Genomic DNA, 25,615 nt, shown 5'->3' with positions numbered 1-25,615 from the left:
CTACGCTGGCAGTCATGAAGTGGACCGCAGCCGATCTTCCGTCCTTCGCCGACCGCACCGTGATCGTCACCGGCGCCAACAGCGGACTGGGTGAGATCACCGCCCGCGAACTGGCCCGCGTCGGGGGCTCGGTCATCCTGGCCGTGCGCAACACCGACAAGGGTGCGGCCGCCGCGGCGGCGATGCCCGGGACGGTCGAGGTACGGCGGCTGGACCTGCAGGACCTCGCCTCGGTGCGGGAATTCGCCGACGGCATCGACCGGGTCGACGTGCTGATCAACAACGCCGGGGTGATGGCCGTGCCGTTCGCGCTGACCAAGGACGGCTTCGAGAGCCAGATCGGCACCAACCACCTGGGGCATTTCGCGTTGACCAACCGGCTGCTGCCCAAGATCACCGACCGGGTGGTCACGGTCTCGTCGCTGATGCACCTGATGGGCCGGATCAAGCTCGAAGACCTGAGCTGGAAGGCGCGGCCCTACTCGGCCTGGGGCGCCTACGGCCAGTCCAAGCTGGCGAACCTGCTGTTCACCAGCGAGTTGCAGCGCCGCCTCGAGCGGGCCGGGTCACCGGTGCGGGCCGTGGCCGCGCATCCGGGCTACTCGGCCACCAACCTGCAGACGCACTCGGATGGGCCGCTGAGCAGCCGCTTCCTGCGGTTCGGCAACAGGTTCATGGCCACCGACGCCGACTTCGGCGCACGGCAGACCCTGTACGCCGCGGCCGAGGACGTGCCCGGCGATGCGTTCATCGGTCCGCGGTTCGGCCAAACCGGCCCCACCGGTCCGTCCCCGCGCAGCCCGCTGGCCCGCAGCAAGGCCAAGGCGCAGGGCCTGTGGGAGCTGTCGTCGCAGCTCACGGACACCGAATTTTCGATCTGAGCACCCCATGCGCTAATCTGGCCGGGCGTCACGGCGAGGGTGGCTCGACCACCGTTATCGACGGGGACCCGCATTCGCTGCGGTTTTTCTGCTCTGGCCGTGCCTCGAAGATTTCCCGCCCGGTCACCTAGGAGCAAACATCATGGCCCCAGCCGCCGCCTCGAAGAACAACCTGCGCGCCACCGTGCGCGCCAAGACCGGCAAGGGCGCCTCGCGCCAGGCCCGTCGTGAGGGCCAGGTGCCCGCCGTGCTCTACGGCCACGGCACCGATCCCCGGCACCTGCTGCTGCCCGCGCGCGAACTCGCCGCGGTGCTGCGCTACTCCGGCACCAACGCGGTGCTGGCCCTCGACATCGACGGCACCGAGCAGCTTGCGCTGACCAGGGCCCTGGAGATCCACCCGATCCGGCGCAACATCCAGCACGCCGACCTGCTCGTGGTCAAGCGCGGCGAGAAGGTCATCGTCGAGGTCAACGTCCTCATCGAGGGCGAGGCCGCCCCGGGCACCCTGGTCACCCAGGAAGCCAGCACCATCGAGATCGAGGCCGAGGCGCTGTCGATCCCCGAAGAGCTGATCGCGTCGATCGAGGGCGCCGAGGTCGGCACCCAGATCCTGGCCAGCGACGTTCCGCTGCCCGACGGTGTCTCGCTGATCTCGGATCCCGAGTTCCTGGTGGTCAACATCGTGCCGGCGCCCACCGCCCAGGATCTCGAGGGCGGGATCGAGGAAGAGGGCGAGGAGGCCGCCGAGGCCGCCCCGGCCGCCGAAGCCCCCGAGTCCGAGTAGCTCGCGACGATGGCCGACACACTGCTGGTGGTCGGCCTGGGCAACCCCGGACCGAACTACGCCAAGACCCGGCACAACGTCGGGTTCATGGTCGTCGACATCCTCGCCGACCGGATGCGCGAAAAGTTCAAGGTGCACAAGCGTTCCGGCGCCGAGGCGATCACCGGTCGCCTCGGCGGCCGGGCCGTGGTCGTCGCGAAACCGCGCGTGTTCATGAACGAGTCCGGGCGCCAGGTCGGGCCGCTGGCCAAGTTCTATTCGGTGGAGCCTGCGGACGTCATCGTTGTCCACGATGAGCTGGACATCGACTTCGGTCGGATCCGGCTCAAGGCCGGCGGCGGCGCAGCGGGCCACAACGGCCTGCGTTCGGTGGCATCGTCGTTGGGCAGCAACGATTTTCAGCGGGTGCGGATCGGCATCGGTAAGCCGCCCGGGCAGAAGTCCGGGGCGGCGTTCGTACTCGAGCAGTTCAACGCCGCCGAGCGCAAAGAGGTGCCCACCATCTGCGAGCAGGCCGCCGACGCCGTGGAGTTGCTGATCGAGCTCGGCCTGGAGCCGGCGCAGAACACCGTCCACGCCTGGGGCTGACTTCTTTTCTATTTGCGCGAGCGTGCCGCGTGGGTGCCCCCTTAGCGCGAGCGTGCGTGTCCGCGGCCGCCACGCCGGTGGTTTTTCGTAGTTTGCGCACGTTCGCGGTGACTGCAGCGCCTCTAAACTCGGCACGGTGCTGCTGTGGATCAACGGCGCTTTCGGTGCCGGCAAAACACAAACCGCGTTCGAACTCCAACGACGGCTGCGCCACGCGCACGTCGCTGATCCCGAACTCATCGGTTATGGCATCCATCGAATGCTGCCGGAGTCGGAGCGCAAAGACTTTCAGGATCGGCCGCAGTGGCGTTCTGCGGTCGTCGCCACCCTCACCGATGCCGTGCATGCGCACGATGGCCCCGTACTCGTACCGATGACACTCGTCGACCTGGACTACTTCGACGAGATCATGTCGGGTCTGCGGAACAATGACGTTGCGGTACAACATTTTTCGCTGATGGCCTCCCCTGCGACGTTACGAGGACGGTTGCAGTCTCGCGCAGCGTACTGGCTGGGTCGGGCGGTCGGCCGCAACGAATCGTGGGCAATGGATCAGATCGAGCGTTGTGTGACTGCACTCGCCGCGGAACGGTTCGCCACGCACGTCGACACCGATGGCCGCAACATCGACGAAGTGGTGGAGTTCATCGCCGGACAAGCCCAACTGGAACTCGTCGCGCCCCGCTTATCACCGCTGCGGTCCCAGATGCGCCGCATGGCGGTCGGCGCCCGACACATCCACTTCTAGCGCGCGCCGGCCCCGACGACCGTGCGCAAACTACGCAAAACCACCGGCGTGGCGGCCGCGAACACGCACGCTCGCGCTAAAAAGGCTAGCTAGGTGACGAGCTCGACGGAGTTGGCGCGACGCAGCTTGCCCGACGGGGTCTTCGGGATGGTGCCGGGACCGAGGACCACGACGTTGCGGGGCCGCACGTCGACCTCGGCGACCACCTCGTGGGCCACCTGGTGCTCGATGCGACGCACCTCGGCCGGATCCTGGTAGGCGTTGGATTCCACTGCGACGGCGAACGTTTCGCGGGAATGCCCGGCGTCCAGACGCACGGCCACGGCGCAACCCGGGCGCACTCCCTCGACGCGGCCGGCGGCCCGCTCGATGTCGGTGGGATAGATGTTGCGGCCGGCCATGATGATGACGTCCTTGACGCGGCCGCACACCACGATGTGGCCGTTCTCCATCGTGTAGCCGAGGTCGCCGGTGTCGTACCAGCCATGCTCGTCCTGCGCGGGCAGGAAGCCACCCATGGTGGTGTGCCCCGGCGTCATCGCCTCACCGCGCAGCTCGATCACTCCGACGCCGCGGGCCGGCTTGATGTTGCCGTGCTCGTCGACGATGCGGGCTTCCAGCCCCTCGAGCAGCGGGCCCAGCGACGCCAGCCGCTTGGTGTTGCCCTTGGTGGCCGGCACGGCCTGGCGCAGCGCGGCCAACAGGTCGGCGTCGATCTCGTCGACCACCAGACCGGCGTTGCACTCGGAGAACGACACCGCCAGCGTGGCCTCGGCCATGCCGTAGGCCGGCAGGATCGCCGACGGCTTGAGCCCGAACGGCTTGCCGGCGTCGATCAGGTCCTCGACGTCGGCGGGCTCGACGGGCTCGGCGCCCGACAGCGCGAACCGCAGCGTGGACAGGTCGAACTCACCGGGCTTGGCCTGCCGGCGCAGTCGCTTGGCGAACAGCGCGTAGGCGAAGTTCGGGGCCGCGGTCATGGTGCCCTTGTACTTGTCGATCAGCCGCGCCCACAGCAGGGTGTCGCGCAGGAAGTCCATCGGCGTGACCTTGATCAGCTCGGCGCCGAAATACATCGGGACGGTCAGGAAGCCGATCATGCCCATGTCGTGGAAACAGGGCAGCCAGCTGACCATGACGTCTTTTTCGACCTCGTACTCCGCGCCGATGAACATCGCCTCGGCGTTGGAGTGCAGGTTGCGGTGCGTGATGTGCACCGCCTTCGGCGAGCCGGTGGAACCGCTGGTCAGCTGCATCAGCGCCAGGTCGTCCTCGGCGGTCTCGACCGGATCGATGGGCTCGGAGTCCAGCAACTCGGCGACGGTCAGGACCTTCAGGCCCTTCTCCTCGAGCACCGGCGCGGCGGCCATGAACGGATCGGAGATGATGACGGCCTTGGCCTCGATCATGTCAACGACGTTCATGGTGTCGCCGGCCCAGACCACCAGGTCGGTGCGGGGGGTCGGCTGGTGCAGCATGGTCAGGCTCGCGCCGCGCATCCACAGCCCCTGGGCCACCGGCGCGATCTCGACCGGCGCTCCGGCCAGCACCCCGACGGCGTCGCCGTGGCCGACACCGGCCGCGGCCAGACCGCCGGCGATCTGGCGGGCCCGCTCGTGTACCTCACCCCAGGTGTGCCGGACCGGCTCGTGGGGTTCGCCGGTGACCATGCCCTTGGTGCTGGTCGCGGCGTTGTAGTACATCTTGTCGGTGAATCTGCTCACGAGGACCTCCTCGGATTCCGGAGCAATACTGGTGCCGGCGACGACACGATCTTGTACATGTTCCGCCTGGCTGTGGGCACCTGCTCGGAGGCGCGCGCACACAATTGCGCTGCGGTTAGATCTCGAATTGATGGCGGACGGCAATAAAACCCACCGGCTGATCCGGTGGGCTCCAATCGAGCGTCGATCAGATCGCTATCCATCACCGTCGCTCATCTTAAACTCCTCTTAAGTAACCGACAAACTTTCCAGGTACGTGAGACACAGTTCACTCCCGGAACGCCGCGAGCCGTCAGCTGGAGACGACGCGCGCGCCCGGCACCGGGCCGCTGGCCACCCGCACCGTGCGACACACCCCGGCGCCGGCCAGTTCGGTGCCGACGTCGACGGCCGAGGTCTCCGAGGCGCACAGGAAGGCGCAGGTGGGACCGGATCCCGACACGATGCCGGCCAGCGCGCCGGCCTCCTTGCCGGCGCGCAGGGTGCGACGCAGCCCGGGGTCCAGGCTCAGCGCCGCCGGCTGCAGGTCGTTGCCCAGCAGCGGCGCCAGCTGCGCCGCGTCGCCGGCGGCCAGCGCGGCCAGCACCGGCTCGGGGTCCTCGAGCCGCGGCGGCCCACCGGCGGCGCGCAATCGGTCGATCTCGCCGAAGACCGCGGGGGTCGACAGCCCGCCGTCGGCGAACGCCAACACCCAGTGGAAGGTGTTGCGGGCCAGCACGGTGGCCAACTCCTCGCCGCGGCCGGTGCCCAGCGCGGTGCCGCCGTGCAAGGCGAACGGCACGTCGCTGCCCAGCTGCGCGGCCAGCGCGTGCAGGTCCCGGCGCGGCACCCCCTGCTCCCACAGCGTGTTCATGCCGACCAGCACGGCCGCGGCGTCCGCGCTACCGCCGGCCATTCCCCCGGCCACCGGGATCGACTTGTTGATGGTGATCGCCACATCGGGGGTGCGGCCGACGTGCCCGGCCAGCAGTTCGGCGGCCCGCCACGCCAGGTTGCGCTCGTCGACCGGCAGCGTCTCGGCGCCCTCGCCCCGAATGGTCAGCGACATCACGTCGGCGGCGCGGACGATGACCTCGTCGAACAGGGACACGGCGTGGAACACGGTGGTCAGTTCGTGGTAGCCGTCGGCGCGTTCGTCACCGACGGCCAGAAAGAGGTTGACCTTGCCGGGCACTCGAACCGTCACCGAACCCGGAGTCACCCATTGCGCGGCGGTACTGCCATCAGACGCGGTCACCGCACGAGGGTACGCCGGGCGACGACGGCGGCGCCGGACGAAGTGACGCCATCCGCCGCTGACTAGGCTGTTCTGATGCCGCAGCCCGGTGAGGACCTCCGCGGCTACGTCCTCGAGCGGACGCTGGGACGTGGCGGCAGCGCCACCGTGTACCTGGCGCGCCGGCCCCAGGATTCCCGTCCCGTGGCGCTCAAGGTGCTCGACTCCGAGCATCGCGATCCGCAAGCGCTCCACCGGTTGGAGCGGGCCTTCGTCCTGACCGGGCAACTCGACCATCCGCACATCGTCACCGAGTACGAACTCGGACCGCACTGGATCGCCATGCAGTACGTCGACGGCGGTAATGTCACGGCGCTCAGCGCGCCCGCCGATCGGCTCGCCGCGCTGGCCCAGATCGCCGACGCACTCGACCACGCCCACCGGCTGGGCATCGTGCACTGCGACGTCAAGCCTGCCAACATCCTTGTCCACCAGGACTTCTCGGCGGGCGGCGCGGTGCTGATCGACTTCGCGGTGGCCCATGTGCTGGCCGAGGACATGGCCGCCCGGCTGGCCCACGGCGGCGGGCGTCGCCTGTCGTTGGACCCGGCGCGGCGCATCACCGGCCGGCCACCGGCCGCGCCGACGTCGGTGCAGGCCTCGTTGCCGTATGCGGCCCCGGAGTTGCTGCTGGGCCAAATGCCTTCGGCGAGCACCGATCAGTACTCGCTGGCGTGTACGGCCGTCGAACTGCTCACCGGCGCACCGCCGTTCACGGCGACCACGGCGGCCGGGCTCATCGACGCCCACCTGGAACTACCACCACCGCGGTTCTCGCAGCGAATCAGCGGGCTGCCCCGCGGTTTTGACTCGGTGCTCGCGACGGCGCTGATGAAGGAACCCGACGCGCGCCACGAATCCTGCGCGGAGTTCGTCGACCTACTCCAGCGGGTGCTGGCCTAGGAGACCGGGACCTCTTTGCTGCCGGGTTCCCCGGAGCGCTGGTACAGCCGGACGAAATCGGCGATGGACAGCGTCTCCCCGCGACGTGCCGGGTCGATGCTGGCGGCCAACAGTCGGCTCGCCGATTCGTTACCCGAACCCGCCCATTCCAAAAAGGCGTTCCGCGAGGTCTTTCGGCGCTGCGCGAAGGCGATGTCGACCAGTTCGAACACGCGGTCCCGGAAGGACTCGTCGGTGGGCCACGGCGAGGTCTCGTGGCGGTCGATCCGGACCAGTCCCGAATACACCCGCGGGATGGGCCAGAACACCGTCGGCGACACCATGCCGTAGCGGCGCACGCGGCCGTAGAACCGCACCTTGGCGCTCGGCACGCCGTAATCCTTGCCGCCCGGTTCGGCGGCCAGCCGCTCGGCGACCTCCGACTGCACCATGACCATCACGGTCTTGATGGACGGGAACTCCGCGAGCAGGTGCAGCAGCGCCGGCACCGCGATGTTGTACGGGAGGTTGGCCACCAGCGCGGTCGGCTCGGTCTCGAGATCCTCCCGCCGCAGCGTGAGGATGTCGCGGTTGAGCACGGTGAGGCGATGGATCTCGCTGTGCGAATGCGACGCGATCGTCTGGGGAAGCCGCTGCGCAAGCACCGGATCGATCTCGACGGCCGTCACCGTCGCACCGCGATCCAGCAGACCCAGCGTCAAGGACCCCAGACCCGGACCAACCTCGATGACCTTGTCATTGCGGTTGATGCTGGACGCCGACACGATGCGGCGCACGGTGTTGGCGTCGTGAACGAAGTTCTGGCCGAGCGATTTTCGCGGCCGGAAATCGAGTTCTTTGGCGAGGGCTCTTATCTCGGTGCGACCGAGTAGTCGAATAGTCAGCGTAAACCTGCCCTACTACTGCACGTGGGCCACGCCCCCCACCCTTGGCGCGCCTGCGTGACTTCCGCTATGGCGATCTGTTCTTCACGAGTTGCAAGATCTGCACGGGGAGCATAACGCAAACCACCTTGTCGCGCCCAGGTATTCAGATCAAATTGGACGCCACCGTAATAACCGTTACCCGTGTTAATGGACCAGTTACCACCGGCTTCGCACTGCGCCAGGGCATCCCAGATGGCCCCGTTGCGCACCGGCGGCACCTCGGTGCCCGGCTTGGCGCCGACCCGCAGCACCGAATCGCGCGCCGGGGTCACCACGGTGTTGGCGACCGGCAGCCGGCCCGTCTCGACGCCGTTGACCTTCGCCACCGCGAACGTCACGTCCTGGGTGCCCGGGGTGCCGGGATCCTCGACGACCTGCCGGCTCATGTTCATCTCCGGGTCCTCGATGCGCTGCGCATTGGGCTCCAACGGCAGCCGCTCGGTGACCTTCTCCATCCGGATCCGGGTCACCTCGATCTGCATCCCCGAGATCACCGGGCTCGAGGCGGCCGGCACCACCTTGTCGCGCTGTTCGAGCGGGGCGCCGGCCTCGGCCAGCAGGGTCTCGACGTTCGGCGCGGCCAGGTGCACGGTGCTGATGGCGCCACCGTCGTTGATCTGCACCGTCTTCGGGCTCACCACCGCCAGCGACATGCCCTCGAGCGGCACGCGCGAGCCGCGCGAGGCGGCCTCCGGGGCGTTGTCGGTCATGTCCAGTTGCGCCAGGGCCTCGTCGACCGTGGCCGCCGTCGTCCACAACTGCTGGCTGTTCTGGCCGTCCAGCGAGACCTCCAACGGCCGGCTGCGCTTGAGGACGATCGTCTCGGCGTTGCCGACGCGCTCGTCGGCCGCGGGCAGCAGGTCGTCGCGCTCGTCGACATCGAAGCCGTTCTCGTTGACGATGTCGATCACGCGGGACTTCATCGTCGTCACCGTGATCGGAGTGCCGTCGACCGACAGCGTCACGGTCTTGTGGGCGGCGACGGCGGAACCACCGGCGAAGATCAGGGCGACCAGGGTCGCGCCGACAACAATTCGCAGCATCGGTGAGCGGGCCTGATGAAGTTTGGTTAGTGCATTCACCGTGGCGTTGTCCAAATTCTCGTTCATGAGCTCTACATGCGACGGGGCCCTGACGGGCCCGCGATTATCACAAGACGGTAACGAACGTCACAGGCGCGGGCAACTGCACCGCCGCCGCGCGCCGCGTTCAATCGGCACCATTGCCGCCTAGACCGTACACACGCCGGGCGTTTGCCGACGAATCCGCGGCCAGCTCGGCGGCCGGCCGCTCGGTCAGTTCGGCCAGCGCGCGCACGGTGTAGGGCAGGCAGTACGGCTCGTTGGGCGCGCCCCGGTACGGGTGCGGGGTCAGGAACGGCGCGTCGGTCTCCACCAGCAGTTGTTCGCGGGGAATCAGACGGGCCGCCTCCCGCAGATCGGCGGCGTTCCGGAAGCTGACCGTCCCCGAAAGGCTCAGGTACCAGCCCGCATCGATGCAGGCCCGGGCCATCTGCGGGCCCGAGGAGAAGCAATGGAAGATCACCGTGTCCGGCGCGCCCTCGGCGCGCAGCACGTCGAGCACCTCGTCGTCGGCGTCGCGGTTGTGGATCATCAGCGGCTTGCCGGTGCGCTTGGCCAGGTCGATGTGCCAGGCGAAGCCCTCGCGCTGCTGCACCGGGTCGGCGCATCCGTCGAGTTTGCCGGGCCAGTACATGTCCATGCCGGTCTCGCCGACGGCGACCACCCGCGGATGGTCGGCGAGCGCCTCGATGGTGGCCCGGGCTTCGTCGTTGAGCGCGTTGGCGCGCGTCGGGTGCAGGGCCACCGCGGCGTACACCCGCGGATCCCAGTCCGCGGCGCGCACGGCCCACTGCGCGGCGTCGAGGTCATCGGCGATGGTCACGACGGCTGCGACGCCGACGGACTCGGCGCGATCCAGGATGGCCTTGACGTCGGCGGCGTCGGCCGCGCCACACGCATCGAGGTGGGTGTGGGCGTCGATCAACGGGGACAGCGGCTCCGGCAGCGGAGGCGCCGGTCGCTTACTGCTTTTCGCGGACACACCAAAAGACAATAAGGTGATCTCCTGATGAGCCAGCCCTACTACGTGACGACGGCGATTGCCTACCCCAACGGCACACCGCACGTCGGGCACGCCTACGAGTACATCGCCACCGACGCGATTGCTCGATTCAAGCGTCTCGACGGCTTTGACGTCCGGTTTTTGACCGGCACCGACGTACACGGCCTGAAGATGGCGCAGACCGCGGCGGCCGAGGGAATCCCCACCGCGGAACTGGCTCGGCGCAACTCCGATGTGTTCCAGCAACTGCAGGAGCGCCTCGACGTTTCCTTCGACCGGTTCATCCGCACGAGTGATCCCGACCACTTCGAGGCGTCCAAGGCCATCTGGCAGCGGATGAACGACGCCGGCGACATCTACCTCGATTCCTACGCCGGCTGGTACTCGGTCCGCGACGAGCGGTTCTTCGCCACCGACGAGACCCAGGAGGGCCCCGACGGCACCCGGATCGCCATCGAGACGGGCACCGAGGTCACCTGGACCGAGGAGCAGACCTACTTCTTCCGGCTGTCGGCCTACACCGACCGGCTGCTCGCGCACTATGCGGCCCATCCGGAGTTCATCGGCCCGGACTCGCGGCGCAACGAGGTGGTCAGCTTCGTCAGCGGCGGGCTGACCGACCTGTCGATCTCGCGGACCACCTTCGACTGGGGTGTGCCCGTCCCCGGCCATCCCGACCACGTCATGTACGTGTGGGTCGACGCGCTGACCAACTACCTCACCGGGGTCGGGTTCCCGGACACCGACTCGGCGGCGTTCCAGCGGTTCTGGCCCGCTGATCTGCACATGATCGGCAAGGACATCATCCGGTTCCACGCGGTGTACTGGCCCGCGTTCCTGATGTCGGCCGGCATCGAGCTGCCGCGGCGGGTCTACGCGCACGGCTTCCTGTTCAACCGCGGCGAGAAGATGAGCAAGTCGGTGGGCAACGTCGTCGACCCCATCGCCCTCGCGGACGCGTTCGGCGTCGACCAGCTGCGCTACTTCCTGCTGCGGGAGGTGCCGTTCGGACAGGACGGCAGCTACAGCGAAGAAGGCATCATCAGCCGGATCAACACCGACCTGGCCAACGAGCTGGGCAACCTCGCGCAGCGCTCGCTGTCGATGGTGGCCAAGAATCTCGACGGGGTGGTGCCGACCCCGGGCGAGTTCACCGGCGACGACGAGACGCTGCTGGCGGCCGCCGACGCGCTGCTCGACACCGTGCGCGGCCACTACGACGACCAGGCCATGCACCAGGCGCTGGAGGCCATCTGGCAGGTACTGGGCGCCGCCAACCGCTACTTCTCGGCCCAAGAACCCTGGGTGTTGCGCAAGTCCGAGCAGGCCGCCGATCAGCAGCGGTTCGGCACGGTGTTGTACGTCACCATGGAGACCGTCCGCATCGCCGCGCTGCTGGCGCAGCCGGTGATGCCCTCCTCGGCGGGTAAACTTCTCAACCTGCTGGGCCAGCCCGCGGACGACCGCACGTTCGCCGCCCTCGGCACCAGACTCAAACCCGGTGCCGCGCTTCCGACGCCCACAGGCGTGTTCCCTCGATATCAGGTGGATGAATGACTACAGGACTGCACGAAAAGCTGCACGGCCTCTACGACGACGTAGTGCAGCGCAACGCGGGCGAATTGGAGTTTCATCAGGCCGTCTACGAGGTGCTGCACAGCCTCGGACCGGTCGTCGCCAAGCATCCGGAGTACGCCGACAGCGAGGTGATCCGTCGGCTGTGCGAGCCCGAACGCCAGATCATCTTCCGCGTGCCCTGGAGCGACGACTCCGGCGCCACCCACATCAACCGGGGCTTCCGCGTCGAGTTCAACTCCGCGCTCGGCCCGTTCAAGGGCGGCCTGCGGTTCCACCCGTCGGTGTACCTCGGCATCGTCAAGTTCCTGGGCTTCGAGCAGATCTTCAAGAACTCGTTGACCGGCATGCCCATCGGCGGCGGCAAGGGCGGGTCGGACTTCGACCCCAAGGGCCGCTCCGACAACGAGGTGATGCGGTTCTGCCAGTCGTTCATGACCGAGCTGTACCGGCACATCGGCGAGTACACCGACGTCCCGGCCGGCGACACCGGCGTCGGTAGCCGCGAGATCGGTTACCTGTTCGGCCAGTACAAGCGGATCACCAACCGCTACGAGTCCGGCGTGCTCACCGGCAAGGGCCTGACCTGGGGCGGGTCCCAGGTGCGCACCGAGGCCACCGGCTACGGCACGGTGTTCTTCCTCAACGAGATGGTCAAGGCCGCCAACGACACGGTCGAGGGCAAGCGGGTCGTGGTCTCCGGTTCCGGCAACGTCGCGATCTACGCCATCGAGCAGATCCACGAACTCGGCGGCACCGTGGTCGCCTGTTCGGACTCCAGCGGCTACGTGGTCGACGAGAAGGGCATCGACGTCGGCCTGCTCAAGGAGATCAAAGAGGTCAAGCGCGGCCGGGTCGCCGACTACGTCGAGGCCCGCGCGGGCGCGGCCCACTTCATCGAGGGCCGGTCGGTGTGGGAGGTGCCCTGCGACATCGCGGTCCCCTGCGCCACCCAGAACGAGGTCAACGGCTCCGAGTCCGGTTTCCTGATCAAGAACGGCTGCCGCTTCGTCGCCGAGGGCGCCAACATGCCGTGCTCGCCGGACGCGATCAAGCAGTTCGCCGAGGCCGGTGTCATCTTCGCGCCAGGCAAGGCCGCCAACGCCGGCGGCGTGGCCACCAGCGCGCTTGAGATGCAGCAGAACGCCTCGCGCGATTCGTGGACGTTCGTCGACACCGAGAAGCGCCTCGAAGAGATCATGCGCCGGATCCACAACCGGGTCCTGTCCACCGCCGAGGAGTACGGCCAGCCCGGCAACTACGTGGCCGGGGCGAACATCGCCGGGTTCATCCGGGTGGCCGACGCGATGCTGGCCCTCGGCCTGGTGTAGTGATCCGCGCCACACCCGGCGCGGACCCTGTCACATCGGCGGCACCGGCGGTGTCTTGAGGTCAGAGCGGCTCAACGAGGAGCCGACACTGATCCCAAGGAGCACCCATGAGTGAGCAGACACCCCGGATCGTGGTCATCGGCGGCGGTTACGCCGGTGTGCTCGCGGCCAACCGGCTGCGCCGGCGCCCCGGTCTGGACATCACGCTGGTCAACCCGCGACCGCAGTTCGTCGAGCGAATCCGCCTGCACCAGTTGGCCGTCGGCAACGACGACGCCACCGAACCCTACGAGGACATGCTCGGCGAGGGCATCCGGTTGGTGGTCGACGGCGCCACCCGTATCGATGCGGCGGCCCGCCAGGTGGAACTGGCCTCGGGCGCCACGCTGGACTACGACTACCTGATCTACGCCGTCGGCAGCACCGGCGCGGTCACCGCCGCGGTGCCGGGCGCCGCCGAATTCGGTTATCCCCTTTCCGAACTCGAGCAGGCCCAGCGGCTGGCCGACCGCCTGCGGGACGTGCCCGCCATCGCGCCGGTCGTGGTCGTCGGCGGCGGCCTGACCGGGGTCGAGGCCGCCGCCGAACTCGCCGAGGCGGGTCGGCCCGTCACGCTGGTCACCGATCAGCTGACGCCGTCGCTGGCCGCCACCGGCCGCAAGTCGGTGGCCAAGACCCTGGACAAGCTGGGCGTGCACGTCATCGAGGGCGTCACCGTCGCGCGGGTCCACGCCCACAGCGTCGAACTGAGCCACGGCACCACCCTGCCCAGCGCGGTCACGCTGTGGACGGCCGGCTTCGGGGTGCCCGGTCTGGCGGCCGCGAGCGGGTTGAGCACCGACGAGTTGGGGCGCGTGCTCACCGACGAGACGCTGACCAGCGTCGACGACGAGCGGATTGTCGCCGCCGGCGACGCCGCGGCCCCGTCGGGGCTGCCGTTGCGGATGAGTTGCGCGGCGGCGATGCCGCTGGGCGCCCAGGCCGCGCACACCGTGCTGGCCCGCCTCGCCGGCGACGCCGCCGCGCCGATCAGTCTGGCCTTCGCCGGACAGTGCATCAGCCTGGGCCGTAAATTTGGCACGATGCAGCTCCTGCACACCGACGACAGCCCGCGCCGCGGCTACGTCGGCGGCCGGACGGCCGCGGCCATCAAGGAGCTGATCTGCTCGACGACCGTGTGGGCGCTGCGCCGCGAGGCCCGCAAGCCCGGTTCGTACTTCTGGGTCAAGGGCAATTGGCGCGCGGACCGGCTCGCCCGCGCCGAGCAGCCGGTGCCGGCGCCATGACCGGGTCCGGCACCGAGGAGCACGCCGAGCGATTCACCCACCTGCGCCCGCTGCTGTTCACCATCGCCTACGAAATCCTGGGCACGGCAACCGAATCCGATGACGTGCTGCAGGACAGCTACCTGCGGTGGGCGCAGGTGGACCTCGACGAGGTGCAGGACACCAAGGCCTATCTGGCCCAGCTGGTCACCCGCCAGTCGCTCAATGCGCTGCGCGCCGCGGCCCGACGCCGCGAGGAGTACGTCGGGCCGTGGCTGCCGGAGCCGCTGCTGCTGGCGGAGTCGTTGGGCGGCAAGGACGCCGCCGCGGACGTGGTGCTGGCCGAATCGGTGTCGATGGCCATGATGGTGGTCCTCGAGACGCTGACCCCCGACGAGCGGGCGGTGTTCGTGCTGCGCGAGGTGTTCGGTTTCGAGCACAACGAGATCGCCTCGGCGGTCGGCAAATCCGCGGCCGCGGTGCGCCAGATCGCGCACCGCGCCCGCGAGCACGTGCACGCCCGTCGCAAGCGGTTCGAACCCGTGGACCCCGAGCAGTCGGTGGAGCTGACCAATCAGTTCTTCCTGGCCGCGGCCACCGGCGACATGGATCAGCTCATGGAGATGCTGGCCCCGGACGTCGTGTGGACCGCCGACAGCGCCGGCAAGGTCAGCGCGGCGCGCCGGCCCGTGGTGGGTGCGGCGAAGGTCGCGAAGCTGGTGATGGGCCTGAGCCGGTTGGGCGGCCCCAGCGCCCGGGTGGAACCCGCGATGTACAACAGCGCCCCCGCGCTGGTGCTCTACCTCGACGATCACCTCGAGGGGGTGATCACCGCGGAGTTGGTCGACGGCAAGATCGTCCACCTGTACGCGATGCGCAACCCGGACAAGCTGGTCAACGTCGCGGTCCCGCGGCAGATCAGCCGCTGAGGACGGCATCTGACAAGCTGATGCGATGCGCATCGACCGCCTGGGCGCCCTCGGCACCACCGCCGAGGTGCTGCGCGCGGTCGCGGCCGGCGCCGCCGCGGTGCCCCTGCCGCCGCCGGCGGCGCTGACCGGCGAGTGGTTCGGCGCACGCGCGGTCATCGCGCCCAGCCTGGCCGTCGCGCCCGTGCGCCCCGAGGATGCGTTCGACGTCGCACCGGGCGGCCCCGCCGAGGCCGTCGGCGGTGGCTGGTTCGGCTACCTCTCCTACCCCGATCGCGCCGGGACGCGGATCCCGGCGGCCGGCGGTGGCTGGACGGACTGCGTGCTGCGCTGCGACACTGCCGGAATCTGGTGGTATGAAAGCCTTTCCGGCGCGCCGATGGCACCCTGGCTGCGTCAGGCGCTGAGTTCCCCTGCGCCGCAGCGGGACTGGCAGATCGACTGGACCGCGCCGGATCGCGACGTCCACCGCGCCGGGGTCTCGGCCTGCCTGGCCGCGATCGCGGCCGGCGAGGTCTATCAGGCCTGCGTGTGCACGCAGTACCGCGGGGACTACACCGGGTCGCCGCTGGACTTCTTCGCCGACGCGGTGACCCGCACGACGCCGGCGCGCGGCGCGTTCTGCGCCGGGCCGTGGGGCGCGCTGGCCTCGCTCTCCCCGGAGGTGTTCCTGCGCCGGCGCGGCGAGGACGTCACCTCCAGCCCCATCAAGGGCACGCTGCCGTTGCACGCCGACCCGGCGCTGCTGCGCGACTCGGTCAAGGACGTCGCCGAGAACATCATGATCGTCGACCTGGTCCGCAACGACCTCGGCCGCGTCGCGGCCACCGGATCGGTGACCGTGCCCGAACTGCTGGCCATCCGGCCCGCCCCCGGCGTATGGCACCTGGTGTCGACGGTGGCGGCGCGCGTTCCCCGCAGCACACCGATGCGCGACGTGCTGGCCGCGACGTTCCCGCCGGCCTCGGTCACCGGCACACCGAAAGGCCGTGCCGCCGAACTTCTCTCGCAATGGGAGCCGCAGCCGCGCGGGGCCTACTGCGGCACCGTCGGACTGGCCTCGCCGGTGGCCGGCACCGAGTTGAACGTCGCGATCCGCACCGTCGAGTTCGACACTTCCGGTGCCGCGGTGCTCGGCGTCGGCGGCGGCATCACCGCCGATTCCGACCCCGACGCCGAATGGCAGGAGTGCCTGGACAAGGCGGCCTCGACGATCGCGCTGACCGGTCCGGCCGGCGTCGACTCACTGAGCGCGGGCGCGTAGCACCGCATCGTAGAGTTCGCGGCGCGACGGGGCGCCCGGGTGCGCGGCGATCACCTGCGCGCACGCGTCCTTGACCCGCATCCCGTCGTCGGCCAGGGCCACCACCTCGGCCACCAGGGTGTCCACGTCGGCCACCGGCGTCGCCCCGGCGAGCACCACGGTGATCTCGCCCAGCACACCGTCGGCCGCCCACTCCGCCAGCTCCCCCAGCGTGCCGCGAACAACCTCCTCGTGGATCTTGGTCAGCTCCCGGCACACCGCGGCGCGACGGTCGGCCCCGAGCTCGTCGACGGCGTCGCGCAGGCACTCGGCGAGCCGCCGCGGGGATTCGAAGAACACCGCGGTGCGTCGCTCGGTGGCCAGCGCGGCCAGCCAGCCCCGGCGCGCCGCGGCCTTGCGCGGGGCAAAACCCTCGAAGCAGAACCGGTCGGCCGCCAACCCGGACAACGTCAACGCCGTCGTCACCGCCGACGGCCCGGGCAGACATGTCAGCGGCAGGTCCGCGCTCACGCACGCCGCCACCAACCGATAGCCGGGATCGCTGATCGAGGGCATGCCCGCATCGGTCACCGCGAGCACCGTCGCCCCGCCGCGGATCTCGTCGACCAGGGCCGGGACCCGCGTCGTCTCATTGCCCTCGAACAGGCTCAGCACCTTCCCGCGGATCCGCACCTCAAGCGACTGGGCGAGGTTACGCACCCGGCGGGTGTCCTCGGCGGCGACGATGTCCGCGGACCCCAGCGCGTCGATCAGCCGGGCCGAGGCGTCCCCGGGATGCCCCAACGGTGTGGCTGCCAGCAACAGTCGACCGCCACTCATGCCCCACAGCCTACGATCGGTGTCGATGACCGCTCCCTCGACCGTGGTGCCGGAGCGCGCCGTACCGGTGATCAGCCCCGGCCCGCTGGTCCCCGTCGCCGATTTCGGGCCGCTGGATCGTGCCCAGGGTTGGGCGATGACCGCGGTCATCGGGGCCCTGGCGGCCATCACCCGATTCCTGAACCTGCAGTCGCCGACCGACGCCGGCACGCCGATCTTCGACGAGAAGCACTACGCGCCGCAGGCCTGGCAGATGCTGCACAACAGCGGCGTCGAGGACAACCCCGGCTTCGGGCTGGTGGTCCATCCCCCCGTCGGCAAGCAGCTGATCGCCATCGGCGAGGCCATCTTCGGCTACAGCGGGCTGGGCTGGCGGTTCAGCGGCGCGGTGATGGGCGTGATCATGGTGATCTTGGTCGCAAGGATCGTGCGGCGGATCAGCCGCTCGACGCTGGTCGGCGCCATCGCCGGGCTGCTGCTGATCGCCGACGGGGTGACGTTCGTGGCCTCGCGCACCGCGCTGCTCGACGGGTTCCTGGTGGTGTTCGTGGTCGCGGCGTTCGGGGCGCTGATCGTGGACCGCGATCAGGTCCGCGAGCGGATGCACAACGCGCTGCTGGACGGGCGAATCCACGAGACCCAATGGGGTCCGCGCCTGGGCGTGCGCTGGTGGCGGTTCGGCGCCGGGGTGCTGCTCGGACTGGCCTGCGCCACCAAGTGGTCCGGCCTGTACTTCGTGGTGTTCTTCGGGTTGATGACGCTGGCCTTCGACGTGGTGGCCCGGCGGCAGTACCGCGTGTCACGGCCGTGGCTGGGCACCATCCGCCGCGACGTCGGGCCGACGGCCTGGGCCATGGGCCTGATCCCGGTCGCGGTGTACGTGGCGTCCTACGCGCGCTGGTTCGCCTCCGAGACCGCCGTCAACCGCTACGAGGCCGGCCGCAAGATCGGCGAGCGCCAGTGGTTCCAGCCGCCGGACGCCATCCGCTCGCTGTGGCACTACACCGCCAAGGCCTACGACTTCCATTCCGGGCTGACCAACGCCGCGGGCAATCAGCACCCGTGGGAGTCCAAGCCGTGGACCTGGCCGATGTCGTTGCGGCCGGTGCTGTACGCGATCGACCAGAACAACGTGCCCGGCTGCGGCGCGGCGTCCTGCGTCAAGGCCGTGATGCTGGTGGGGACGCCGGCGATGTGGTTCATCGCGGTGCCCGTGCTGGGGTATGCGGCCTGGCGCGCCTTCGTCCGCTGCGACTGGCGCTACGCGGTGGTACTGGTCGGCTACTGCGCGGGCTGGCTGCCCTGGTTCGCCGACATCGACCGGCAGATGTACTTCTTCTACGCGGTGGCCATGGCGCCGTTCCTGGTCATGGCGATCGCGTTGATCTGCGGGGACATCCTCTACAAACCCACCCGAAACCCGGAACGACGAACGCTCGGGCTGGTGGTGGTCTGCTGCTACGTGGCGCTGGTCATCACGAACTTCGCCTGGTTGTTCCCGGTGCTGACGGGAATGCCCATCTCGCAGCAGACCTGGCACATGCAGATCTGGCTGCCCAGCTGGCGATAGCTTCTCGGGCTTCTTTGGCGCGGCCGAAAATGCACACCGGGCTGTTGATCCACAGCCCGCACTGCCGTGGCGGCAATCTCGCCGAGGCCCGTCGGCACCGCGGCCGACGCTGCCGGCATGAACAGACCGTTTCTGGGCACGCAGGCGCTGACAACTGGGGCGCTCACCCGCGGGCAACTGCGGTGGAACTATCGCGCGATCCTGCCGAATGTCTACGTCCGCGCGGACACCCCGGTCTCGCTGGACGACCGCATCGCGGCCGCGTGGCTGTGGTCGGGCAAGCGCGCCGTCATCGCCGGGCGGTCCGCCGCAGCACTGCACGGCGCGTTGTGGGTCAAACAGCACGTTCCCATCGAGTTGTTGTGGCGCTGCGGTCGACCGCCCGCGGGAATCATCGCCCGCAATGAACGCGTCGAGGCCGACGAACTGGTCACCATCCGCGGCATGCAGGTGACGACCCCGGAGCGCACGGCATTCGACCTGGCCCGCCACCTCGCGCGGCTTCCCGCGGTCAGCCACCTCGACGCCCTCGCCAGAGCCACCGGGCTGCAGGCCGCGAGCGCATTACGCCTCGGTGAACGCTATCCCGGTGCGCGCGGCGTGGTCGGTGCCCGCCGCGTCATTCCGCTGCTCGACCCCGGCGGGCAGTCCCCCAAGGAAACCTGGCTGCGCCTGACGGTCCTGGATGCCGGCTTCCCGCGCCCCACCACGCAAATCCCTGTCACCGACGGGTTCAACACCGCCTACCTCGACATGGGCTGGGAAGATCCGCAGATCGGGCTCGACTACGACGGGGATCAACACCGCAAGGACCGCGTCCGCTACGTTCACGACGTCGGGCGCAACGAACTCGTCGCCCAGACCGGCTGGATGGATCTGCACGTCCTCGCCGAACACAGCCCAGCCTTCATCATCCATCGGCTGCGGCGGGCCTTCGAGCGACGAGGATGGGCGCGCGACGGCCGACGGCGCCCAGATTGCCGATAGGGTCGTGACAGGGCCTGATCGCAGTGCCCTCGACGCAATTTCGGCCGCCTAGGAGCACCATGAGCACGCGCGAGCAGGTACTGATCGGGGCCGACGAACTGGCCCGACGACTCGACGCCGGGGAACCGATCACGCTGCTGGACGTGCGCTGGGAACTCGCCCGGCCCGACGGGAGGGCCGCCTATGCACGCGGACACCTGCCCGGCGCGGTGTACGTCTCCCTCGACGACGAACTGTCCGACCATTCGGTGACCGGCCGCGGCCGGCATCCGCTGCCGTCCGGGGCCGCCCTGCAGGAGGCCGCGCGTCGCTGGGGCGTCCGCACCGGCGTGCCGGTGGTGGTCTACGACGACTGGAACCGCGCGGGCTCCGCACGCGCCTGGTGGGTGTTGACCGCCGCGGGGATCCCGGACGTGCGCATCCTCGACGGCGGGATGGCCGCCTGGACGGGTGAATTACACACCGGCACAGTGGTTCCCGAACCCGGCGATGTGACGGTGGCCCACCGCGACCTCTACGCGGGGGCGCGCCGTACCGTGACCGCCGACGAGGCCGCGCAGACGCCGGTGCTGCTCGATGCGCGGGCACCCGAGCGGTTCCGCGGCGAGGTCGAACCCGTCGACGCGGTCGCCGGCCACATCCCCGGCGCCCGCAACCTGCCCAGCACGCAACTGCTCGGCGAGAACGGGTCCTGGCTACCCGGGGCGGACCTGACCCGCCTCTTCGGCGACATCGATGACGACGTCGCGGTGTACTGCGGCTCCGGGGTGACCGCCGCGGTGACGGTCGCGGCCCTGGCCGCGGTGGGCGTGGACGCCGCGCTGTTCCCGGGCTCGTGGTCGCAGTGGAGCTCGGAGCCGTCCCGCCCCGTGGCGACGGCTTAGAGCGGGTTAGAGCGGATCGCGCGCCGCCGGGCAGGACATGCAGCGCGGGCCGCCCCGACCGGTGCCCAACTCCGAGGCCGCGATCCGGACCACCTCGATCCCCGAATCCTCGAGCCGGGCATTGGTTTCGACGTTGCGCTCGTAGGCCACCACCACGCCCGGCGCCAGCGCCAGCGTGTTGTTGCCGTCGTCCCATTGCTCGCGTTCGGCGGTCACCGGATCCAGGCCGGTGTCGATGACCCGCAGCCGGTCGATGCCCATCGCCTCGGCGGCCGCCCGCACGAACGGCACCGCGTCGTCGATCTGCACCGCGCCGTTGACGCGACGAATCGTGAACGCGGACAACGTGTCCACCACGTTGGGATACATCACCACGGCGTCGACGTCGACCATGGTGCACACCGTGTCCAGGTGCATCTGCGCCCGCCCCTGCTCGATGGGTACGGCCAGCACGGTGTGGGCCAGGCCGTCGTCGAACAGGCTGCGCGCCAACGCCTCCGCGCCGGCCGGCGTGGTGCGCTCCCCCACCCCGACGGCCACCACGCCGGGCGCGAGCAGCAGGACGTCGCCGCCCTCGACCGGCGCCGAGCGCGACTCATAAGCCCGGCGCACCCCGAGGAAGCGGGGGTGATGGGCATAGATCAGATCGGTCAACGACGTTTCGCGCATCCGCGCCGGCAGCGACAGCGAGGTGATCGCCACCCGCGGCCCGATCCAGAACGACGAATCGCGGGTGAACAACAGGTTGGGCAGCGGATCGATGACGAAGTCGCCGCCGTGGTGCATCCGCCGCACCAGTGACAGCTCGCTGTCGGCCAGCGGCAGTTCGGTGAAGGTCATGCCGGCCACCAACAGATGCGCCAGATCGCCCGGGTCCAGACCGCGCAGATAGCCCGAAAGCTCTTGCGCCAGCGGCAGACCCAGGCGCCGGGCGTCGACGGCGGCCGCGATCCCCTGCATCCGCGCGGCCCCGCTGACCAGGGCCTCGCTGAGCAGATCGGCCATCAGCAGCACCTCGACGCCACGGGCGCGCAACACCTCGGCGAACGCGTCGTGCTCCTCTTGGGCGCGCGACACCCAGGGCAGTCCGTCGAAGAGCAGCCTGTCGTTGTTGCGGGGTGTCAGGCGCTGCAATTCGGCGCCGGGTCGATGCAGGATGACCGCACGCAGCGTTCCGACCTCGGAATTGACGCTCAGCGCCGGAGCCTCCACAGTAAGCACCGTAGCGCCAATCCGTACCTGAACTATCGTTTAGGTGTATGAACACCCAAGAGTTGGCACCGGGCGAATTGGCGACCCGCGCCGGGGTGGCCATCTCGGCGTTGCACTTCTACGAGCGCGAGGGCTTGATCAGCAGCCGGCGCACCTCGGGCAATCAGCGCCGCTACACCCGGGACACGCTGCGCCGGGTGGCGTTCATCCGGATGTCCCAGCGACTCGGCATCCCGCTGGCGCGGATCCGAGAAGCCCTGGCGACCCTGCCCGCCGACCGCGTGCCCACCAGTCGGGATTGGGCGCGGTTGTCGGCGGGTTGGCGCCAAGACCTCGACGATCGCATCCTGCACCTGCAGCGCCTGCGCGACAATCTCGCCGACTGCATCGGCTGCGGCTGCCTGAGCCTGAAGAGTTGCACGCTGTCCAACCCCGATGACGTGCTGTCCGAGAAGGGACCCGGGCCGGTTCGCCTCTGATCGAACGTCTGTGCGATAGACTTCGGGTGTGACCGTGTCGCTACAGGAGGGCCTGTTCGACCACGCCGAGCGACGACGCCTGGCCCACGGAGCATGGATCGACGTTCGCGCCGGCTGGTTCGACGCCCCCGACGAGTTGTTCGACGAGCTGCTGTCCGCCATCCCCTGGCGCGGCGAGCGCCGGCAGATGTACGACCGCGTGCTCGACGTCCCCCGGCTGATCAGCTACCACGATCTGGTGGAGGAACCGGCGCCGCACGTCGCGCTCAAGCAGCTTCGCCGTCGGCTCAACGACATCTACGCCGGCGAACTCGGTGAGCCGTTCACCACCGCCGGGCTGTGCCTCTACCGCGACGGCGACGACAGCGTGGCCTGGCACGGCGACACCCTGGGCCGCGGCAAGTCCGAGGACACCATGGTGGCGATCGTCAGCCTCGGCGCCACCCGCACCTTCGCGCTGCGTCCGCGCGGCGGGGGTCGGTCGCTGCGAATCAAGCACGGCCACGGCGACCTGCTGGTGATGGGCGGGTCCTGCCAGCGCACCTGGGAGCACGCGATCCCGAAGACCGCCCGTCCGGTCGGCCCCCGGATCAGCATCCAGTTCCGCCCGCGGGGCGTGCGCTAACTGCGAATGGCCGCCACGGCGTCGCTGAGCAGCTTCTCGGCCCGTGCGGTGTCGACGGGTTCGGTCGGCTTGTCCGGGACGACCAGCGGGTTGGCGGTGACGATGACCTGATAGTCACCGAGGTGCGCGATATAGCTGTACACCTCGCCGGTCTGCACCTGTCCGTTCATCGCGGCCTGCACCACGCGGTGCACGCCCAGCGTCTCGACACCGTCGATCTGGGGCGCGGGCACCGACTCGATGGTGCCGCGGGTACCGCCGGCGACATAGGAGAACTTCTTGCAGTTGTCGGTCGGCGTGTTCAGCGGCACCTGTTCGGAGGTCTCGAGCGCGATGGCCACCAGTCGGTTGCCCATGCCCTCGGCGATCACCGCGGACATGTTGCCCTTCAGCTCATCCGGCAGGGTCTGCATGCTGGCGAACTCCGCACAGTCGGCGGGCTCGAACTTGACCCCCGCGGGCGGTTTCTGGTTCTCCAGCGCCTTCGGGTCCAGGCCCGAGGACTTCTCGGTGACCTGGAACTCCGGACCGAACGTCGAGGCGACCTGACCGATCTTGGCGATATCGATCGACTCGGAACTCGGCGGCTCCTCGGCGGTCGAACACCCCGCCACCACGCCGACGCTCAACACCGCAACCAGCACCCTGTGTGTGGACATCGGGCGCCAATCTACCCACCGCGGGGCTCAACCGCGCGCGGTGGCGACCGTGTTGACCAACAGCTCCGCGGCATACTGCGACGGCAGCGGCGGATGCGGTGAGCCGGGATCGACGATCAACGTCACAAAGACCAGGTGGGTATCGAGGAGGGCCAGGTAGGTGTAGGCCTGCGAATCGGTTTCGGTGCCGGATTCCACCACGGTGCGGATCTCGGCGGACATCCCGACCGTGACCGCCGCCTCGACGGGCGGCGCGGGAACCAGGCTCACCGTCGCCGTCGACCGCCCGTAGGTGGCACTCCACTGCGCGCACTCGTCGAGTAGGGCGGGGTCGACGCCGAGGTGCCGCCCCGGCGGCGGGGTCGCGATGACGACGTAGACCTGACCACCGTCTCCCGAACTCGCCAGGCCTCGCCCGGTACCCCCGTCGGCGCCGTTCACCAGCGCCGCGCACGCGACCGGCTCGGCCGTCCAGCCCGGCCGCATCCCCCAGTACGCCACCGGCGAGGTGACATCGACGACGTCCTGGACCTCATCTCCGGCGGGGAGTGCGCCACGCATCCGCTTGACGCGGTCGGGATCGACCGACGCCGCTGCCGCCACCGTGGGAATCGACGACGGCGCGGTGCGGTCCTCGTCGGCCGGCGCCCCGCAGCCGGCCAGCACCAGCGCCGCGCCGAGGGCAGGCAATAGCCGCATGCCCGTTGGTAGCACACTGCGACCGCGGACCCGGTTTATTCCCCGTGATTCTGCCAACTTTTCGACAACATTCCGCCAATCTCGAAAACCCCAGGCATACCCGGAATCACAGGGAAGAAAACTCTTCCCACCTCAGTTCCACTGACCAGACCCCAGGGTCATCCGCCCAGGCCGGCGGGAGAGGTAAGAGGGAACGAAGGTGCGAACTCCGATGAAAAACATTCTACGCAGCGCCGCCGCAGTCAGCGGATTCGCTGCTCTGACAATAGGTTTGGCGGCCCCGGCCGTGGCCGAGCCCACCTACTCGGCAGACACCGTGCAGATGGACATGCCGACGGCCCCCAAGGGCCCGAACGGTTACGACAGAGACGATCGATACCCGTATCACGACTTCGGTATCGCCAAGCATCCGTACTACGACTCACTGCTGCCCCGACCGAAACGCAGTGCCGGCGTGCTGCCCGGCGAGTCTCCCGGACAGGTGCCGCTGGGTCCGATCGTCGGGCGGCGGTGACCGGCAGCACTTCAACAATTGCTGCCAACCGTCCGCAATATCCCGCCATCGGTCACCAATACCGAATTCTCCGGGATGAAATCCGAACCACCCGAGGTTCAACCGAACATAGACACAATCGAATACTCCGCACAGATATGCGGAGAGAGGAAGAAGGGAAGAATCCCATGAAGAAGACCCTGCTGAGTTCCGCAGTCATCGGCGGATTGGCCGCCCTGACCATCGGTGTGGCGGCACCGGCTTTCGCGGCACCGACCATTTTGGAGCCGGGACAGGTCGCGCAGTCCGTGGGCCCCGACAATAAGCAATTTCCGCGGATTCAGAACAATACCGAAAAGGTCGACCAGCGGAACCACCAGCGTTTCAACACCGAGGTGAGCCACCCCTACTACGGTTCGCCCGGTTCCGTGGCCGGCGGCCCGATCGTCGGACGGCGGTAGTTCCTCGAGCGTGACTTTCCCCGGTGACGCAGGACACTCACATTAACGGGAAGAAAACGCGACGTGGCGGCGTTCTATTAAGTAGACGTCAATGAATTCACCGCCAAGTTTGGCGGATTCAATGGGCAGTAAAGACGAGAAGGGGAGATGAGTTCGGTCGCCGTCAGCGGATTGGTCGCCTTGACCATTGGTTTGGCGGCACCGGCAGTGGCCGCTCCGGCACTCGGTGACCAGGACTATCCGCGAATTCAGAACAACACCGAAAAGGTGGACAAGCACTACAACCAGCGCTTCGGCACTGACGTGACCCACCCGTACTCGGATTCGCTGATCCCACGACCGGAAAGTAACCCCGGTGTGCTTCCGGGCCAGTCCCCGGGCACCGTCCCGCTGGGGCCGATCGTCGGGCGACGGTAGTCCGAGAACAACTGCCTAGCACCAGCTT

General features: G+C 69.0%; 27 protein-coding genes. 18 read left to right on the top strand and 9 right to left on the bottom strand.

What is annotated here, in order from left to right:
• The first annotated feature begins 14 nt into the window (after positions 1-14).
• From EL338_RS04490 to EL338_RS04475, 4 genes are all read left to right on the top strand, one after another.
• Positions 15-881, top strand: coding sequence for an oxidoreductase (locus tag EL338_RS04490; protein ID WP_126332632.1), 867 nt, complete (start codon positions 15-17; stop codon positions 879-881).
• A 142-nt stretch (positions 882-1,023) separates the two neighbouring features.
• Complete coding sequence (locus EL338_RS04485) at positions 1,024-1,668, top strand: 50S ribosomal protein L25/general stress protein Ctc (RefSeq protein ID WP_126332631.1); 645 nt, start codon at positions 1,024-1,026, stop codon at positions 1,666-1,668.
• Between the two features lie 9 nt (positions 1,669-1,677).
• Positions 1,678-2,256, top strand: coding sequence for an aminoacyl-tRNA hydrolase (pth, locus tag EL338_RS04480; protein ID WP_126332630.1), 579 nt, complete (start codon positions 1,678-1,680; stop codon positions 2,254-2,256).
• 136 nt (positions 2,257-2,392) lie between these two features.
• Positions 2,393-3,004, top strand: coding sequence for an AAA family ATPase (locus EL338_RS04475; RefSeq protein WP_126332629.1), 612 nt, complete (start codon positions 2,393-2,395; stop codon positions 3,002-3,004).
• A gap of 89 nt (positions 3,005-3,093) precedes the next feature.
• Here the strand turns inward: EL338_RS04475 and EL338_RS04470 are convergent, their stop codons facing one another.
• Together EL338_RS04470 and EL338_RS04465 are read right to left on the bottom strand one after the other, a co-directional pair.
• Positions 3,094-4,728, bottom strand: coding sequence for a fatty acyl-AMP ligase (locus EL338_RS04470; RefSeq protein ID WP_126332628.1), 1,635 nt, complete (start codon positions 4,726-4,728; stop codon positions 3,094-3,096).
• Between the two features lie 292 nt (positions 4,729-5,020).
• On the bottom strand, positions 5,021-5,965 hold the full coding sequence (locus tag EL338_RS04465) for a 4-(cytidine 5'-diphospho)-2-C-methyl-D-erythritol kinase (RefSeq protein ID WP_126332627.1): 945 nt from the start codon (positions 5,963-5,965) through the stop codon (positions 5,021-5,023).
• A gap of 75 nt (positions 5,966-6,040) precedes the next feature.
• Between EL338_RS04465 and EL338_RS04460 the strand changes: the two genes are divergently transcribed.
• The gene (locus tag EL338_RS04460; protein ID WP_126332626.1) at positions 6,041-6,907 is read left to right on the top strand and encodes a serine/threonine-protein kinase; all 867 of its coding nucleotides are present in this window, start codon (positions 6,041-6,043) and stop codon (positions 6,905-6,907) included.
• Here the strand turns inward: EL338_RS04460 and rsmA are convergent.
• The 3 genes from rsmA to EL338_RS04445 form a co-directional block, all read right to left on the bottom strand.
• Positions 6,904-7,791 (bottom strand): 16S rRNA (adenine(1518)-N(6)/adenine(1519)-N(6))-dimethyltransferase RsmA, encoded by an 888-nt coding sequence (rsmA, locus tag EL338_RS04455; protein ID WP_126332625.1) that lies wholly within the window; start codon positions 7,789-7,791, stop codon positions 6,904-6,906. The two genes, EL338_RS04460 and rsmA, sit on opposite strands and share 4 nt — an antisense overlap.
• Positions 7,788-8,915, bottom strand: coding sequence for a resuscitation-promoting factor (locus EL338_RS04450; RefSeq protein ID WP_126336674.1), 1,128 nt, complete (start codon positions 8,913-8,915; stop codon positions 7,788-7,790). Before EL338_RS04450 ends, rsmA begins: the two co-directional genes overlap by 4 nt.
• 127 nt (positions 8,916-9,042) lie before the next feature.
• Positions 9,043-9,897 carry a TatD family hydrolase gene (locus tag EL338_RS04445; protein ID WP_126332624.1) on the bottom strand — a complete coding sequence of 285 codons (855 nt, stop codon included), beginning with the start codon at positions 9,895-9,897 and terminating at the stop codon, positions 9,043-9,045.
• Positions 9,898-9,924: 27 nt separating this feature from the next.
• Here EL338_RS04445 and metG point away from each other — a divergent pair, with 27 nt between their 5' ends.
• From metG to EL338_RS04420, 5 genes are all read left to right on the top strand, one after another.
• Positions 9,925-11,475: a methionine--tRNA ligase gene (gene metG / locus EL338_RS04440; protein ID WP_126332623.1), complete on the top strand. Its 1,551-nt coding sequence runs from the start codon at positions 9,925-9,927 to the stop codon at positions 11,473-11,475.
• Positions 11,472-12,824, top strand: a complete 1,353-nt coding sequence (gene gdhA / locus EL338_RS04435) for an NADP-specific glutamate dehydrogenase (protein ID WP_126332622.1) — start codon at positions 11,472-11,474, stop codon at positions 12,822-12,824. The genes metG and gdhA overlap by 4 nt, the downstream gene beginning before the upstream one ends.
• A 107-nt stretch (positions 12,825-12,931) precedes the next feature.
• Positions 12,932-14,110: an NAD(P)/FAD-dependent oxidoreductase gene (locus EL338_RS04430; RefSeq protein WP_126332621.1), complete on the top strand. Its 1,179-nt coding sequence runs from the start codon at positions 12,932-12,934 to the stop codon at positions 14,108-14,110.
• Positions 14,107-15,018 carry an RNA polymerase sigma-70 factor gene (locus EL338_RS04425; protein WP_126332620.1) on the top strand — a complete coding sequence of 304 codons (912 nt, stop codon included), beginning with the start codon at positions 14,107-14,109 and terminating at the stop codon, positions 15,016-15,018. Before EL338_RS04430 ends, EL338_RS04425 begins: the two co-directional genes overlap by 4 nt.
• A 25-nt stretch (positions 15,019-15,043) precedes the next feature.
• Positions 15,044-16,282 (top strand): aminodeoxychorismate synthase component I, encoded by a 1,239-nt coding sequence (locus tag EL338_RS04420; protein WP_126332619.1) that lies wholly within the window; start codon positions 15,044-15,046, stop codon positions 16,280-16,282.
• Here EL338_RS04420 and rsmI read toward each other — a convergent pair.
• Positions 16,262-17,101 carry a 16S rRNA (cytidine(1402)-2'-O)-methyltransferase gene (gene rsmI / locus EL338_RS04415; protein WP_126332618.1) on the bottom strand — a complete coding sequence of 280 codons (840 nt, stop codon included), beginning with the start codon at positions 17,099-17,101 and terminating at the stop codon, positions 16,262-16,264. The genes EL338_RS04420 and rsmI overlap by 21 nt on opposite strands.
• A 25-nt stretch (positions 17,102-17,126) precedes the next feature.
• On the opposite strand from rsmI, the gene EL338_RS04410 reads away from it, so the two are divergent.
• The 3 genes from EL338_RS04410 (at position 17,127) to EL338_RS04400 (ending at position 20,542) form a co-directional block, all read left to right on the top strand.
• Positions 17,127-18,671, top strand: a complete 1,545-nt coding sequence (locus EL338_RS04410; protein ID WP_126332617.1) for a dolichyl-phosphate-mannose--protein mannosyltransferase — start codon at positions 17,127-17,129, stop codon at positions 18,669-18,671.
• Between the two features lie 117 nt (positions 18,672-18,788).
• Positions 18,789-19,658: a type IV toxin-antitoxin system AbiEi family antitoxin gene (locus tag EL338_RS04405; RefSeq protein WP_126332616.1), complete on the top strand. Its 870-nt coding sequence runs from the start codon at positions 18,789-18,791 to the stop codon at positions 19,656-19,658.
• Positions 19,659-19,717: 59 nt separating this feature from the next.
• Positions 19,718-20,542, top strand: a complete 825-nt coding sequence (locus EL338_RS04400; protein WP_126332615.1) for a sulfurtransferase — start codon at positions 19,718-19,720, stop codon at positions 20,540-20,542.
• Between the two features lie 6 nt (positions 20,543-20,548).
• On the opposite strand, the gene arcA is transcribed toward EL338_RS04400, so the two are convergent.
• A complete protein-coding gene (gene arcA, locus EL338_RS04395) occupies positions 20,549-21,754 on the bottom strand; it encodes an arginine deiminase (protein WP_126332614.1) in 1,206 nt (401 codons plus the stop codon).
• A gap of 47 nt (positions 21,755-21,801) precedes the next feature.
• Here arcA and soxR point away from each other — a divergent pair, with 47 nt between their 5' ends.
• The gene (gene soxR / locus EL338_RS04390; protein WP_126332613.1) at positions 21,802-22,233 is read left to right on the top strand and encodes a redox-sensitive transcriptional activator SoxR; all 432 of its coding nucleotides are present in this window, start codon (positions 21,802-21,804) and stop codon (positions 22,231-22,233) included.
• Between the two features lie 28 nt (positions 22,234-22,261).
• Positions 22,262-22,858, top strand: coding sequence for an alpha-ketoglutarate-dependent dioxygenase AlkB (locus EL338_RS04385; protein WP_126332612.1), 597 nt, complete (start codon positions 22,262-22,264; stop codon positions 22,856-22,858).
• Here the strand turns inward: EL338_RS04385 and EL338_RS04380 are convergent.
• Complete coding sequence (locus tag EL338_RS04380; RefSeq protein ID WP_126332611.1) at positions 22,855-23,517, bottom strand: DUF5642 family protein; 663 nt, start codon at positions 23,515-23,517, stop codon at positions 22,855-22,857. The genes EL338_RS04385 and EL338_RS04380 overlap by 4 nt on opposite strands.
• 27 nt (positions 23,518-23,544) lie before the next feature.
• On the bottom strand, positions 23,545-24,216 hold the full coding sequence (locus tag EL338_RS04375) for a DUF5642 family protein (protein WP_126332610.1): 672 nt from the start codon (positions 24,214-24,216) through the stop codon (positions 23,545-23,547).
• Between the two features lie 211 nt (positions 24,217-24,427).
• Between EL338_RS04375 and EL338_RS04370 the strand changes: the two genes are divergently transcribed.
• From EL338_RS04370 to EL338_RS04360, 3 genes are all read left to right on the top strand, one after another.
• Positions 24,428-24,730, top strand: coding sequence for a hypothetical protein (locus EL338_RS04370; RefSeq protein WP_126332609.1), 303 nt, complete (start codon positions 24,428-24,430; stop codon positions 24,728-24,730).
• A gap of 167 nt (positions 24,731-24,897) precedes the next feature.
• Entirely contained in the window at positions 24,898-25,170 is a 273-nt protein-coding gene (locus tag EL338_RS04365; protein WP_126332608.1) for a hypothetical protein, read from the top strand.
• A 147-nt stretch (positions 25,171-25,317) separates the two neighbouring features.
• Positions 25,318-25,587, top strand: a complete 270-nt coding sequence (locus tag EL338_RS04360; protein WP_126332607.1) for a hypothetical protein — start codon at positions 25,318-25,320, stop codon at positions 25,585-25,587.
• Positions 25,588-25,615 lie beyond the last annotated feature (28 nt).

The sequence above is a fragment of the Mycolicibacterium chitae genome (assembly GCF_900637205.1).
In the GTDB taxonomy this organism is placed as follows: Bacteria; Actinomycetota; Actinomycetes; order Mycobacteriales; family Mycobacteriaceae; genus Mycobacterium; species Mycobacterium chitae.
The sequence above is the reverse complement of the archived record's forward strand: the minus strand, read 5'-3'. Positions and strand labels throughout refer to the sequence as shown.

What these genes read in the sequence shown, in the direction of transcription:
- EL338_RS04490 (WP_126332632.1), top strand. Translation starts at nt 15, where the DNA reads ATGAAGTGGACCGCAGCCGATCTTCCGTCCTTCGCCGACCGCACCGTG.
- EL338_RS04485 (WP_126332631.1), top strand. Translation starts at nt 1,024, where the DNA reads ATGGCCCCAGCCGCCGCCTCGAAGAACAACCTGCGCGCCACCGTGCGC.
- pth (WP_126332630.1), top strand. Translation starts at nt 1,678, where the DNA reads ATGGCCGACACACTGCTGGTGGTCGGCCTGGGCAACCCCGGACCGAAC.
- EL338_RS04460 (WP_126332626.1), top strand. Translation starts at nt 6,041, where the DNA reads ATGCCGCAGCCCGGTGAGGACCTCCGCGGCTACGTCCTCGAGCGGACG.
- metG (WP_126332623.1), top strand. Translation starts at nt 9,925, where the DNA reads ATGAGCCAGCCCTACTACGTGACGACGGCGATTGCCTACCCCAACGGC.
- gdhA (WP_126332622.1), top strand. Translation starts at nt 11,472, where the DNA reads ATGACTACAGGACTGCACGAAAAGCTGCACGGCCTCTACGACGACGTA.
- EL338_RS04430 (WP_126332621.1), top strand. Translation starts at nt 12,932, where the DNA reads ATGAGTGAGCAGACACCCCGGATCGTGGTCATCGGCGGCGGTTACGCC.
- EL338_RS04425 (WP_126332620.1), top strand. Translation starts at nt 14,107, where the DNA reads ATGACCGGGTCCGGCACCGAGGAGCACGCCGAGCGATTCACCCACCTG.
- EL338_RS04420 (WP_126332619.1), top strand. Translation starts at nt 15,044, where the DNA reads ATGCGCATCGACCGCCTGGGCGCCCTCGGCACCACCGCCGAGGTGCTG.
- rsmI (WP_126332618.1), bottom strand. Translation starts at nt 17,101, where the DNA reads ATGAGTGGCGGTCGACTGTTGCTGGCAGCCACACCGTTGGGGCATCCC.
- EL338_RS04410 (WP_126332617.1), top strand. Translation starts at nt 17,127, where the DNA reads ATGACCGCTCCCTCGACCGTGGTGCCGGAGCGCGCCGTACCGGTGATC.
- EL338_RS04405 (WP_126332616.1), top strand. Translation starts at nt 18,789, where the DNA reads ATGAACAGACCGTTTCTGGGCACGCAGGCGCTGACAACTGGGGCGCTC.
- EL338_RS04400 (WP_126332615.1), top strand. Translation starts at nt 19,718, where the DNA reads ATGAGCACGCGCGAGCAGGTACTGATCGGGGCCGACGAACTGGCCCGA.
- soxR (WP_126332613.1), top strand. Translation starts at nt 21,802, where the DNA reads ATGAACACCCAAGAGTTGGCACCGGGCGAATTGGCGACCCGCGCCGGG.
- EL338_RS04380 (WP_126332611.1), bottom strand. Translation starts at nt 23,517, where the DNA reads ATGTCCACACACAGGGTGCTGGTTGCGGTGTTGAGCGTCGGCGTGGTG.
- EL338_RS04375 (WP_126332610.1), bottom strand. Translation starts at nt 24,216, where the DNA reads ATGCGGCTATTGCCTGCCCTCGGCGCGGCGCTGGTGCTGGCCGGCTGC.
- EL338_RS04370 (WP_126332609.1), top strand. Translation starts at nt 24,428, where the DNA reads ATGAAAAACATTCTACGCAGCGCCGCCGCAGTCAGCGGATTCGCTGCT.
- EL338_RS04365 (WP_126332608.1), top strand. Translation starts at nt 24,898, where the DNA reads ATGAAGAAGACCCTGCTGAGTTCCGCAGTCATCGGCGGATTGGCCGCC.
- EL338_RS04360 (WP_126332607.1), top strand. Translation starts at nt 25,318, where the DNA reads ATGAGTTCGGTCGCCGTCAGCGGATTGGTCGCCTTGACCATTGGTTTG.